This window comes from Acanthopleuribacter pedis (assembly GCF_017377855.1).
Taxonomy (GTDB): domain Bacteria; phylum Acidobacteriota; class Holophagae; order Acanthopleuribacterales; family Acanthopleuribacteraceae; genus Acanthopleuribacter; species Acanthopleuribacter pedis.
Genome location: NZ_JAFREP010000052.1, coordinates 36,880 through 50,193, shown reverse-complemented (window position 1 = coordinate 50,193; position 13,314 = coordinate 36,880). Strand labels below are relative to the sequence as shown.

The window sequence follows — 13,314 nt, the reverse complement described above, 5'->3', positions numbered from 1 at the left end:
CGCGGCTTTCAGCTTCCCTATGCATTTGCCAATGAGCACGAGACCTTCAACCTAATCTAGCGTTGGCTCGTGGTTCTAGCTTAACCGAAGCGAGGGCGCGTTTTTGCCTGCTCGTTGGTAGGCTTACAATCTTCCTGGCCAATTACACCGATACCGGGATCACCATTTTGGAACTGCAACGGGCCTGCGCACCCGCGATCGAAACCCAGCCGGGTGACCTTGTCGGCTGTCTGGGCGAAACCCTGACTTTGGAAACCGTGGCAAGCGGTTCACCACTGAGTTACCAATGGTTTAAGGACGGGGTGATGATTAACGGCGCCACCCAAAGCCAGTACCAGCTTTCGTCCTTGGCGACCGGCGATGCGGGACGCTATACCTGTCTGGTTACCGGTGACTGCGGTTCGCTGGAAACCCGCGCCGCCGAGGTGACCCTGCACACGGCGGTGGCCCTGGAAAGCGAACCGGCCGGCGTGGTGTCCTGTGACGGCGGCCCCGCGCGGCTCGAGGTCACCGCGAGTGGTTCGGTTCAATCCTACCAGTGGTACAAAGGCAATGACCCGCTACCCGGCGCCACCGACGCGGTGCTCCCGTTCGAAGCCGTAACCAACGACAACAGAGGCATGTACTTCTGCCGCATCACCGGGAACTGCGATGACGTGGTGGATACCGCCTCGGTCGAGGTGCTGCTGGACCTGCCGGCTTATGACGAAATGTTGTTACCGGACTGGACCGGCCCACCCAGCCGACCCTGCACCGATCTGGACAACAACCAAGTGTTTGAAGTGCTGGATTTGGTGGGGCTGATTAATCGGGGCTGATGTTTTTTCTGTGATCGTTTGTTGCAGGGTTACGGGAATGGGAACTGAAAAAGATCAGCAGTGTTATGTGATTCTTGTAGAGGTTACCAGAGGGAATCGGTGTTTGCAGTGTTAGAAAATCTATTTAGATATTAAAACTGCATATTCGTTTTCTTCTGTTGGTTTAATGACCTTTTGGACCGAGAATGTTGGGGTATCATTATTGTCTTCATGGATAAGAGTGTGCCCCCATGTTCCTTCAAGCCATACGCGACATGGATTATCTTTAGTGATGGATTTTAAATGAAAAGGAAGGTCAATCGACATTTTCCCGGTATCCAGTGTGATTTGGGTCTTGAAATTGGGGCCGATCAGAAAAGCGTTTTTTATGCTGAGCAAGCTAATGTGGATTTCGACAGGGAGACGTATTGTTTTATTGTGTGCATTTTTGTCAAGCCAAGAGATTACGTCCTTGTCGATAGGAGGGCCTTTCCTGAAGGTTTTTGAGTTGTTGTTCTGCTTTTTCTCTTTCATAAGAGGTTCTTCCTTGGGGTTCTCTTTTCGGATCACTCTGTGCTAGGTTCCTCTGGAGGCGGTAGTGGACCAATTGAGGGCGGTGATACGTCGAGTTCTGGGTCGACCAGGTATTCGAACTTCTGGCTTGCTGTATCGCTATGATTCCAGATCCAGCCGTTACCTGAATCCACTTTGTCTTTGGTTTGATCCTCGCTGAGTGATGTTTCGGTACGTTTGGTTCCTTTTTCGTTCAGCGACAGCCCAGCTTCAAACAATTCTTTTCGATAATCTCGGTCGTCATTCTCGGCCTCTGCATGGATAATTGTATCCTCATTCTTGGCATACGCAAAATGATCTTCCCATAAAACTGGCGTGGGGTCTGTTGGCCATGCGTCTGCAACGACTAACTCCGTATGAGTTTCTGTTGAATGGTCGCCAATAATCACGAAGGCATGATCAAGTTCTTTTTTTTGTGCTATTTGGACTTTTACTTCAGGGTAATTTCTTCGGATGTAATCATAAACAACATGTGCATGCTCTCCGCAGTTTCCACCTTTTGTGAGCTCAGCTTTTGCAGCTAAAAAGGCCATCGGGTTTTCTGTCGCAATATCGACTACTTCCTCTGTAATGTTGAACATGCTGTTGTCTCTGCTTGTGGACATTCTGTAGTAGGAATTGAAATTAGTGTCGGTGAGTGCAGGCGACTGATTGCCTGCGCCAAATGAGAAAATATTTTTTGCATAGTTGATTGCCTCTTGAGCTATATCTAATCGTTTTTTTGCATTTGATGAGATGTATTTCTTTGGCAATCCCGAGTCAGATTTTGGGCAGGGCTGTACAACACCGTCTATGTCGCATACCTCATAGCCGCCATTTTCAGCATCCTCTAGTGCACGATAGATTGTCATCCATTCTTGACGGAGGGCGGTATCTGAGGGATTCATTGTGAGTAATCTTCTTTCGCCTGTAGAGGGATTGACTAATTCAGGATGTCTCGAAAAGAAAATGTCATCAGCCTGGGAAAACAAGCTGCTCATAGGGTGTTCTCCGAAAGGTTTGAAAATCTTAATTGTTCAATAATGGTGTTTAGTTTGCCTTCTGACTGGCCTTTTCTTTTGAGTATTGCAAAGATCCAGGTGGAATGTGTTTCGTTCCAGCTTGGCTTTAGCTTGTATTTTAAACTGATATAACGGATTAGGTCTTCTTCTCTGTCGATTTCGTAGAGGAGTGCTTCTGTGATTGACTCTTTAACGAAGGCTTTTAGTTCTGTATGGTCATCGCTTCTGTGTAATTTTTCTTTTAGATGTACTAGAGTAGATGTGGCTCGTGATATAAAGTGTTCTTTTTTTTGTTCTGTTACTTTTGAAAAATCTTTATCGCTTATGGTTATCAAAACTTGCCGCCTTCGACTAACTACCAAGTACCTGCTCGCTCTTTGGTTGTGCGAGGGTTCGCGCACTATAGTGCGGTTGGGTGATTTTGAGAGGCTTTTGAAGGTCTTGGGAATCCTAGCATTAAGTCTTGCGGATATAAAAGGATTTTTTTGTTTTTTTCTTTAGAAATCTCAGGATAGTGCGCTTCGTGAATTAATTGCTAGGGTGAGCGCTAAAGAAGAGAGATGTGTTGTGGTTTTTTATGCTAAGTGTTTGTAATAAATGATTTTGTATTGATGTTGCTCACTTGCGTCTGTTGCTGTCGTTGGAGGCCTCACTCACTTTTTTCAAGGGGGTTGGCATCAATTCTTTGGCTGCATTGCTTTGCACTTACTACGCCTCTATGGTTAGAAGCTAAGAATGGTCATTCAAATATAATTTGAGTTGATGTGGAGGGAAGCCTTGGTTAACCAATGCGATGGTTTGTTAAACGTTTGTATTGGGTGCAACCTAAGCGCGCTCCAGCCAGATCGGGATGAATTTTGAGGTGGGGGTGTAGCTGCGGGCCGCGTAGCTGTCGATGGGGACCAACACGTTGGTTTCCGGGAAGTAAGCGGCGGCGCAACCCCGCGGCAAATCGTAAGCCACGATTTCAAAGCCTTTTGCCACGCGTTTTTTATCGTCGTTTCCACCGCTGATGAGGTTCACCTTTTCGCCTGCTTTTAACGAACGTTCCGCCATGTCTTTTTCGTTGAGGAACACCACGAAGCGTTTGCCTTTGATGCCGCGGTAACGGTCGTCCAAACCGTAAATGGTGGTGTTGAATTGGTCGTGGGAACGCACGGTCATCAGTCGCAACTGGTTGGGTTGCAGGCTGTTCTCTGGGAGCGGGTGGACGCTGAAGCGGGCTTTGTGGGTACTGGTTTTCCAGGTGCGGTCGCGCGCGCTGTTGCCCAGGTAGAAGCCGGTTGGTTCTTTTAAGCGGTCGTTGAAATGGTCGAAGCCGGGCACGACCTCGGCGATTTTGTCGCGAATCAGATCGTAGTTGGCGACCAGGGCCTGCCAGTCCGGGCCTTTCTCTTTGAGCGCCGCCGCGGCGATGCCCGCGATGATCGCCGGCTCTGAGCGCAGTTGCGGCGAGGCCGGTTCGCGGTGCCCGCGCGAGGCGTGCACCATCGACATCGAGTCTTCTACCGTGACCTGTTGCAGCCCGCTCGCCTGGGCATCCTGTTCGGTGCGGCCGAGACAAGGCAGGATCAGCGATTCGTTGCCGATCACCAAATGGCCGCGGTTTAGTTTGGTGCTCACGTGAATGGTCAGTTCCAACTTCTCCAGCGCCGCCTCGGTGTAGGCCGTGTCCGGCGTGGCCGCCGCGAAGTTGCCGCCCATGCTCATGAACACGATGGCGCGCCCGGCGTGCATCGCTTTGATCGCCTCCACCGTGTTGTAACCCTCGCGGGTGGGTGGCTCGAAACCAAAGGTTTTGCCGAGCGCCTTGAGGAAGGCGGGCTTGGGTTTTTCAATAATGCCCATGGTGCGGTCGCCCTGCACGTTGCTGTGGCCGCGTACCGGGCAGGCGCCCGCCCCCGGCTTGCCGATGTTGCCGCGCATCAGCAGCAGGTTCACCAGGGTTTGCAGGGTGCCGACGGCTTGTTTTTGCTGCGTCAAACCCATGGCCCAGCAGGCGATCACCCGTTCCGAGGTGGCGTAAATCTGGGCGGCCTCGGCCATTTGTTCTTTGCTCAACCCGCTGTTGGCGACCAGGTCGTCCCATTTGGACAGGCGCAAGTCGTCGCGCACCGAAAGCCAACCGCTGGTTTCCTTGTCGATAAAGTCCTTGTCCAGTATGCCGCCGCGTTCTTCTTCCCATTCGATCAGGTGTTTCATGATGCCTTTGATCGCGGCCAAATCGCCGCCGACCACGGGTTGGAAATAATGGCTGCTGATGCAGGTGCTCATGCCGGTGGCCGTGGCAATCGCGTGTTGCGGGTGGGTGAAGCGCAACAGGGCCGCTTCTTTGAGCGGGTTGAAGGTCACGATGTTGCAACCGCGTTTGGCTGCTTTTTGCAGTTCGGTCAGCATGCGTGGGTGGTTGGTGCCGGGGTTTTGGCCGAATACAAAAATCGCATCGGCTTTTTCGAAGTCCTCGAGGGTGACGGTGCCTTTGCCGATCCCGATGGATTCGCCCAAGGCGACGCCCGATGATTCGTGGCACATGTTGGAGCAATCCGGGAAGTTGTTGGTGCCGAGCATGCGGCCAAACAGTTGGTAGAGGAAGGCGGCCTCGTTGCTGGTGCGGCCGGAGGTGTAAAAAATCGCCTCGTCCGGGGTGTCCAGCGTGCGCAGGATTTTGCCGATTTTGGCGAAGGCGTCGTCCCAACTGATGGGTTCGTAATGATGGGTGCGGTTGTTGTAGGCCATGGGTTCGGTTAGGCGGCCTTGTTGTTCCAGCCAGTAGTGGTCGCGTTTGCGCAGGTCTTCGACGCTGTGTTTCGCGAAAAAAGCCGCGTCGGCGCGGCGTTGGGTCGCCTCGTGGGTGATGGCCTTGACCCCGTTCTCGCAGAACTCGAAGGAGGAGCGTTTTTTGGGTTCCGGCCAAGCGCAGCCGGGGCAATCGAAGCCGTCCGCTTGGTTGGCTTTGAGGAAGGTTTGCCAGTCTTTGGCCAACCCGTGGGCGCGCGCGTGCTGGAAACTGGAGATCAACGCTCCGAGGCCGCCGGCGGCGGTGGGGGGTGACGAAACCGAGCCGTCTTGTGTCATGAAAGGAACTCCCGCGTGTGGAACCAAGAATGTCCTGAGTCTAGCAAATCCGGCGCCGGTGCGCAGCTTGGCGATCTTCGAAAATCCCACGTTTTTCAATCACATTCGGTTAGAATAAGCCGCTCGCCCAAGGTCCGTCCCTTGACCTGTTGGTGGAAGCAATGTTTCGTTTTGCGGAGGTCGATTGATGCGTGATTTTTTGCCTGAGTGTGCCGAACCGAATGTGCGTATAGCGCGTCATGGCGATGGTGCCGGCGGACCCGAGGCCGGGCCGGTTGAAACCGTGTTTATCCCGCCTTTTGCCAAGCAGCTGGACCATGTGCACGAGCAACACGGGCACCGCCGCAACGATCCTTATTTTTGGTTAAACGAACGGGAGAACCCCGAGGTCATTAAGTATCTTGAGGATGAGAACCGCTACACCGACGCCTACCTGCACGAGGAAGAGGTCGACGCCTTGTACGAGGAAATGGTGGCGCGTTTGAAGAAAGACGACCAGTCGGTGCCCTACCAAATCGACGATTACCACTATTACACCCGCTTCGAGTCAGGTAAGGAGTACGCGGTTTTTTGCCGGCGTCCCGGCGCCATGGACGGCGCGGAAGAGGTCCTTTTGGACGAAAACGTCTTGGCCGAGGGGCACGCCTATTTTAGTGTCAGCGCCCGCTCGCTGACCGCCGACCACCAGATGTTGGCTTTTGCCCAAGATACGGTTGGCCGTCGCATCTACGATATTCGCTTTAAAGATCTGCGCGACGGGCGTCTGCTGGAAGACACGCTGGTCGGTACCGGCGGGGATATTGCCTGGGCCGCCGACGGTACGTCGTTGTTTTACACCACGCAGGATGAAAATACCTTGCGCACCGACCGCGTGTACCGTCACGTGTTGGGGACACCGCAGAGCGAGGATCAGCTCGTGTTTTTCGAGGAGGACGAAACCTATTACAGCTTCGTCTACCGTTCCACTTCCAAGCAGTACATTATTATCGGCAGTTCCAGCACGCTGAGTACCGAATACCGCTTTTTGCGGGCCGACCAGCCCGAGGGTGCGTTTCAGGTGTTCCACCCGCGCGAATCAGACCACCGTTACTCGATTTTTCACGGCAACGATCACTTCTACGTTTTGAGCAATAAGGACGCCGACAACTACAAGCTGATGCGCACCGGTTTGACCGACACCGATGCGGCCCATTGGGAAACGGTGCTGGCCCACCGGGCCGAGGTCTTCCTGGAGGGCATGCAGGGCTTTGTGGATCACCTCGTGGTGCAGGAACGCGAGCAGGGTTTGACCCGCCCGCGGGTGATTGCGCTCGACGGAAGCGACGATTATTACATTGAGTTTGAGGAGCCGACCTACATCGCGGAACTGGGTTTCAACCCGATGTTGGATACCGGCACGTTGCGTTTTACCTACGAATCGCTGACCACGCCGCTTTCGGTTTTTGAATACGACATGGTCGCGAAGACGCGCACCTTGCTTAAGCGCGATCCCGTGTTGGGCGATTTTGATCCGGCTGATTACGTGACGGAACGCGTGTGGACCACCTCGGATGACGGGAAAAAGATTCCGATGTCGGTGGTGTACCATCGCGATACCCCGCGTGACGGCAGCGCGCCGCTGCTGGAATACGGGTACGGTTCCTACGGGATTAGCTGTGATCCGCATTTTAGCCCCGCGCTGCTGAGTTTGTTGAATCGGGGTTGGGTGTATGCGATTGCCCACATTCGCGGCGGCGCCGATTTGGGGCGGCCCTGGTATTTGGACGGCAAACTGCTGAAGAAATGGCATACCTTCGACGATTTCGCCGCTTGCGGCAAGTACTTGGTCAAAGCGGGTTATGCCGCGCCGGATCGTTTGTTTGCGCGCGGTGGTTCCGCCGGCGGCATGCTGATGGGCGTGATGGCCAACAAGTACAATGATTTGTATGCGGGTATTGTGGCGGTGGTGCCTTTTGTCGATTGCGTGACTACCATGTTGGACGATACCATTCCGCTGACGACGTTTGAATACGACGAGTGGGGCAACCCCAACGACAAAGAATTTTACGATTACATGCTGTCTTATTCGCCCTACGACCAGGTGGTTAAGCAATCCTACCCGGCGATGCTGGTCACCACCGGTTTGCACGATTCCCAGGTGCAGTATTGGGAGCCCGCCAAGTGGGTCGCCAAGTTGCGTACCCACAAACAAGACGGCAATTTGTTGTTGATGCACACCAACATGGATGCGGGTCACGGTGGTGCCTCCGGTCGTTTCCGGCGTTACCGCGAAACCGCTCGGGAATACCTGTTCCTGATTCAGACCGCGGAGAAAATCGCCGCGGCCAAGCAGAAGGATTAGGCGCCGTGAGCGGGGAGAGGGGCGAAGGCGCGGGGCCGCCCGTGCATCTCGCGCTGGGCGTGTTGGCCGATTACGCGCCGCTGTGGCGCGAGCCGGATCGACCGTTGCTGCATGCCTACCGGCTCGAGGCCAAGTGTTTTCAAAAAACAAGTTACTCGGCCGGTGCGGTGCTGACCTCGGCGCGCCGCGCCGCCACCGTCTTGCGGCGCTTTGGTTTGCGCGCGGGGGATCGGCAACTGCATGTGTTCGGTGCCAATCAGGCCGACGACCTCATTTTGCGGCTGGCGGCGGTGATGTGCGGCACCGTGCCGGTCACCGTGAACTGGCAGGCGGACGACGCGGCGCGCATTCGCTATAAGGCCGAGGCGGCCGGGGTTGCGCTGGTATTGGATCACCCGAGTTTTGATGGCGCGCGCCGCGCGGCTTTGGCCTGGGACGGCCCGCGTTACACCGCCTTTGATTGGGCGGGGGAGGAGCCGCTCGCTTGGGAAGCGATGACACCGGCGGCGGACCGCGGCGAGACGCGGCTGATCATTTTCACCTCGGGCACAACGGGCACGCCGAAAGGCGTGGCCTTGACCTACCAAAGTTACTTCACCAACCAGGCTACCTTTCGACGTTTTATGCAGGTCGACGACGCGGTGCAGCCGCATTTGGTCACGGTGAATCCTTTGCACCACGCCAATTCAAGCGCGGTGTGCGATTGGGGTTTGCGCGAAAGCGGCGCCCAGATTCACCTCTTGGAACGGTATTCCGGCGATTATTGGCGGGTGTTGTTCGAGGTCGCTGAAGCCAATGAGCGCGTGGTGGCGCCCGCGGTTGCACGTCACATTGATTTCCTCGCGGGTTTGGCCCAGGAGGACCGACTGCCCTGTGAACCGGCGCGATTCCGTGCCGCCTTGCAACGCTGTGATCTGTTGCTGGGTTCGGCGCCGGTTGGGCCGACCACCGTCGCGAGGGTTCGCCAATTCACCGGCCGCACGCCGCTGGTGCGTTTTGGTTCGACGGAAACCTGCTTGCAGGTGATGGGCATTCCGCGCGATCAACCGGCTACCTCCGTGGTCAAAGCCTTCGAACGCGGTTGGGACGGCATGGAAAGCCAAAGCAAGGGTTATTACATCGGCCGACCGCATCCGCCGTTTACCGAGGTCAAGGTGGTGCGTCACACCGACGGACCCGCCGCCCATTGGCCTGAATGCGAGCCGGGCGAATGTGGTTACCTGGTAACCCGCGGCGGCAACCTGATGCGCGGGTACATCGGCAACGCTGAAGCGACGGCCGCGGTTTTGGTCGACGGCTGGTACAGCGGCCTGAAAGACGTGGGTTTCTATTTACTGGACGAAGGTGGCGAGCGCGATTTTTACTGGGCGAGTCGCGCGTCGACCTTGCTGATTCGCGGCGGTGCCAACTACGCCTACGACCAAGTCGCCAACGACATCAAAACATGGCTGCTGCCCCATTTCGGTTGGGACGAACAGGCCTTGGACCTAACCGTGATCGGCCTGCGCGTCGACAGCGAACACGAGGACGCCTGCATCCTGATCCTGCACGACGCGGCGGAGCTGGACGAAGACCGGCGCGCGGCGGTGGCGGCGGAAATCCTCGCCAAAGCCAAAGCGGGTGTCCCCAAGGGTTCGGCACCGGATTATGTGTGCTGGTCGGCGATCCCCCGCAATTTCAAAGGCGCGGTCAACGTCCCCCAACTCAAAAAAGAAGCCCGCGCTTGGTTGGAAGCTCAGGGAAAACAGGTCCTCGGGTAACGGATCGGCGCGTGATCCCACGCTTTGGACAGGGCTGAGGTTGCCCGAGACGACTTGCGAAGCATGCCTTAAGGTCGCTGGTTCCGCACGGCCGGCTTTTAATAGTGCCCGTGCATAGGGTCATTTTCCCGTCAAAAGGTTTAGGTTTGAATTGACATTGAGACGGAGTCTCGATATTGTCTTGCCATTCTTTTGTCCTGGAGATGACTTCATGTTGCGTTATATCCTTGCCGTTCTTTTGGTTCTCCTTATGGTTCCCACTTTTTGGGCCCAGGAACCCCAGCAGCAAGCCGAGGCGGAACCCGACCAGGCAGACCTCGACCAAGTGCTTGAGGATCTGGTGGTTTTTGGTCCCGACGATCTCAAGCTGATTGCCGACGACGCCGCCGGCGCGCTGAAAATCGAAACCTCATTGATGGAAACCCCGCTTTCCGTTTCCGTGCTGACCGGTCAACGGTTGCGCGACTTTAACGCGCAAACCGTGCAAGACACCCTCGTGTACACCGCCGGCGTGCATGCCGGCGCCTTCGGGGTCGACCCGCGCGGCGATTGGTCCTCCATCCGCGGCGCTTCGCCCACGATTTTTGTCGACGGCATGCAATCGCTGTTCGGCAACTACAACAACACCCGACCCAACACTTTTAGCCTCAGCCAAGTGGAAATCCTCAAGGGGCCGTCCTCCGTGATCTACGGCCAAGGTTCCACCGGCGGTGTGATCAACCTGGTTTCCAAACGGCCCAAGGCCCAAACCAGCCGCGAACTCTGGGTGTCCTATGGCAGTTTTAGCCGCAAGCAGGCCAACGTGGATTTCACCGGCCCCTTAACCGAGAACGGCAAGTTGCTCTACCGCTTGGTGGCAACGGCCAAGGACAGCGATTCCCAAACCGATTACGTGCCCGACAACGCCCTGCTGGTTGCGCCTTCCATCACCTGGCTGCCAACGGAGAGCAGCGCGCTAACGGTGTTGTTGAACTACCAAGAAAACGAATCCGGGACCGGCACTCAGTTTTTGCCCTGGGAAGGCACCATCCTGCCCAGCCCCCACGGCCAAATCGATACCGGCGTGTTCCTCAGCGAGCCGGATTGGGACAGCTACGATTCCGATCAAACCGCGCTGACACTGATGTTTGACCAGAAGTTCAACGATACCTGGAAGTTCCATGCGCGTACCCGCTATGCCGACAGCGCGGCCGACTACAACTCGATGTGGCCTTCCTTCCCACCGACTTTCCTGGAAGACGGTCGTTCCGTGGTGCGTACCGCCTATGTCAGCGACGCCGCCTCCGAGGTGTTGGTCGGTGATGTTCAGCTCAAGGGCCGTTTTGAGTCGGGTTTGGTGAAAAGCAACATCCTGGTGGGTTTTGATTTTCAAGAAGCAACAACCGACAACGACTTCTTTTACGGCTACGCCCAGGGCGGCATCATCGATGTGTTTGATCCCGTGTACGGAAACGTGCCCACCAACACGCCGGTCACCGATTTTCCCGAGACCAACACGACCCAGCGCGGTTTGTACCTCAGCGGACATTTTAAATTTGATGAACGATGGATTGTGACCACCGGCTTGCGCTACGACGAAACCGATTCCGAGGTGGACGGTTCCGGCCAAAATCAAAAGGACGATGCGGTGACCGGCCGCCTCGGTTTGATGTACACCGCTTCCAACGGCGTGGCGCCTTATATGAGTTTCTCCCAATCTTTTTTGCCCGTGATCGGCGTTGGCGGCGATGGACAGCCTTACGAACCGCGCGAGGGTGATCAAATCGAGGCGGGTGTGAAGCTCCAGCCCAAAAACGGGCGTGGCCTGTTGACCGTGGCGGCGTTCTCCATCAGCGACAAAAACAACCTGACCCCCGATCTGCAAAACCCGCAACTGCGCATCCAAACCGGTGAGATCGAAATCGAAGGGTTTGAATTGGAAGGCCAGCTCTCCTGGCGACAGATGTCGTTTTTGGCGGCCTACGCTTACACGGATGCCGAAATCGCGGCGGCCAACGACGGCAGCGAGGGCAACCACGTGGCCACCATCCCCGACCAAACCGCCTCGTTGTGGACGACCTACCGGCCCAGCTTCGCGCCCGGCCTGAGTTTGGGCGGCGGTGTGCGTTATGTCGGTCCCAGTTGGGACGGCGCCGAACGTTTCCAGGCACCCAGTTACACACTGGCCGATATCCAACTCGGTTACACCTACCGTTCCATCAACCTTTCGCTGGATGTGGACAACCTGACCGACAAGGAATACCTGTCGTCGGTGTTGGCGCGCGGCGATAGCTTTTACGGTGCGCGGCGCAACATCAGCGCAAGCATCCGCTACCTGTTTTAGGAAGCGATGATGGCACTGAAAAAGAAAAACTTGTGGCGGCTCCATTCGTGGATGGGGCTGCTCGCCGGGGTGCCGATGTTGCTCATCGCGCTCACCGGTAGTTGGCTGGTATTCAAACCGGAACTGGACGCGCTCCTGTTGCCGGAGCGCCATGTGGTTGCCCCGTCGCCCGATGGGCGCTTGGCTTTTGACGAGCTGCTCGCGCGGGTTCGCCAGGCACACCCGGATCAGGTCGTTGTTGGTTGGTCGGTTTCAGAACAGGCCGCCCGCGCGGATGTGCTGTTTTTGGTGGAGCGTGGCCAGGGAATGTGGCGCAAGTTGTACCTGGATGCCCAGCAGGGACGGCTGTTAAGCGGCCCGCTGGCGCTGGAGGACGGCATCAACGATTGGTTGTTGTCGCTGCACTACACCTTGCTCGGCGGCCATCTCGGTATGTTGGTTGCCGGCGTGATTGCGCTGTTGTTGCTTGGGTTAGGGATTACCGGTTTTATGATTTATCGACGTTTTTGGCGTCGGATGCTTCAACTTAACTTCCGCCAGGCTTGGCGCGGTTTGGCGGGCGAGTTCCACAGAAAGTTGGGCGTGCTCGCCGCGCCGCTGTTCTTGATCATGGGGGTTACGGGTGCCTATTGGAACATCACCCATGCCGTGGCTGATTTGGCGGAGCACGGCCTTAGCGATGAACACGAGGTGGTGACGCGGTCCTGGCTGGGCGACAGCCTATCGTTGGATCAGCTGGTGGCGAACAGCGTGGCGGACCTCAAGGGATACCGGCCGTTCTACATTGCCTTGCCTTACCAAGAGCAAGGTGGCTTGACCTTTTACGGGCAGGTCCCGGAACGCGGTTTCTTGCGAGGTCCATACGGGATAACCTTTACCTACCATCGAGAGACCGGGGCGTTGCAAGCGAAGCAGGACATCCGCGAACAGCATGCGGCGGTGCAATTGGTTGATGCGTTCCGTCCGCTGCATTTCGGAAATTTCGGCGGTTTGCCGGTCAAAATTTTTTACTGCGTGTTCGGAATGATGCCGGCATGGTTGGCCCTATCGGGTTTTGCCGTGTTTTTCTTAAGGCGTGGCAAAAAAGGCAAAGCCTCGGTGCCGAAGCAGATCACGGAAGATCGCGCCGAGGCCGCATAGCCGGCCGCGCCGGTACCCGCGGATAAATGCTTGGATGGGGGTGATCCGGCGAACCCTGAAATGGGTTCGCACACCGCCATGCGGGGACCACAACTGATTTTAATCGTGAGCCGGAGGCGAACAACATCTGGTTACACCGAAGGTGCAACGGATTTCAGCCTGGGGTAAATGGTTGCGGAGCAACCGTTTACCCTAGCCCGCATTTCCCACAAGGAATTCTGCTACGAAGCCGAAAGCCATGCGATTACTTCGCTTACTCGGTCGAGCCGCCTTCGCCGTAGCGCTGCTACGCCTGTGCCGTCTC

At 56.2% G+C, this 13,314-nt stretch carries 9 protein-coding genes; 5 read left to right on the top strand and 4 right to left on the bottom strand.

Annotation, left to right across the window (positions count from 1 at the left end; genetic code table 11):
* The first annotated feature begins 167 nt into the window (after positions 1 to 167).
* Positions 168 to 818 (top strand): immunoglobulin domain-containing protein, encoded by a 651-nt coding sequence (locus J3U88_RS32355; protein ID WP_207863213.1) that lies wholly within the window; start codon positions 168 to 170, stop codon positions 816 to 818.
* 120 nt (positions 819 to 938) lie between these two features.
* On the opposite strand, the gene J3U88_RS32350 is transcribed toward J3U88_RS32355, so the two are convergent.
* The 4 genes from J3U88_RS32350 to J3U88_RS32335 all read right to left on the bottom strand — a co-directional run bounded on the left by J3U88_RS32350 (position 939) and on the right by J3U88_RS32335 (position 5,446).
* Positions 939 to 1,331, bottom strand: a complete 393-nt coding sequence (locus tag J3U88_RS32350; RefSeq protein ID WP_207863211.1) for a hypothetical protein — start codon at positions 1,329 to 1,331, stop codon at positions 939 to 941.
* Between the two features lie 32 nt (positions 1,332 to 1,363).
* Positions 1,364 to 2,350 (bottom strand): hypothetical protein, encoded by a 987-nt coding sequence (locus tag J3U88_RS32345; RefSeq protein ID WP_207863209.1) that lies wholly within the window; start codon positions 2,348 to 2,350, stop codon positions 1,364 to 1,366.
* Positions 2,347 to 2,706: a hypothetical protein gene (locus J3U88_RS32340; protein WP_207863207.1), complete on the bottom strand. Its 360-nt coding sequence runs from the start codon at positions 2,704 to 2,706 to the stop codon at positions 2,347 to 2,349. The genes J3U88_RS32345 and J3U88_RS32340 overlap by 4 nt, the downstream gene beginning before the upstream one ends.
* A gap of 490 nt (positions 2,707 to 3,196) precedes the next feature.
* Positions 3,197 to 5,446: an FdhF/YdeP family oxidoreductase gene (locus tag J3U88_RS32335; RefSeq protein WP_207863205.1), complete on the bottom strand. Its 2,250-nt coding sequence runs from the start codon at positions 5,444 to 5,446 to the stop codon at positions 3,197 to 3,199.
* Positions 5,447 to 5,633: 187 nt separating this feature from the next.
* Between J3U88_RS32335 and J3U88_RS32330 the strand changes: the two genes are divergently transcribed.
* The 4 genes from J3U88_RS32330 to J3U88_RS32315 all read left to right on the top strand — a co-directional run bounded on the left by J3U88_RS32330 (position 5,634) and on the right by J3U88_RS32315 (position 13,010).
* Entirely contained in the window at positions 5,634 to 7,787 is a 2,154-nt protein-coding gene (locus J3U88_RS32330) for a S9 family peptidase (RefSeq protein ID WP_207863203.1), read from the top strand.
* A 5-nt stretch (positions 7,788 to 7,792) separates the two neighbouring features.
* Positions 7,793 to 9,547: an AMP-binding protein gene (locus J3U88_RS32325; RefSeq protein WP_207863201.1), complete on the top strand. Its 1,755-nt coding sequence runs from the start codon at positions 7,793 to 7,795 to the stop codon at positions 9,545 to 9,547.
* A gap of 211 nt (positions 9,548 to 9,758) precedes the next feature.
* A complete protein-coding gene (locus tag J3U88_RS32320) occupies positions 9,759 to 11,870 on the top strand; it encodes a TonB-dependent siderophore receptor (protein WP_207863199.1) in 2,112 nt (703 codons plus the stop codon).
* 9 nt (positions 11,871 to 11,879) lie between these two features.
* Complete coding sequence (locus tag J3U88_RS32315) at positions 11,880 to 13,010, top strand: PepSY-associated TM helix domain-containing protein (RefSeq protein WP_207863197.1); 1,131 nt, start codon at positions 11,880 to 11,882, stop codon at positions 13,008 to 13,010.
* Positions 13,011 to 13,314: the final 304 nt, after the last annotated feature.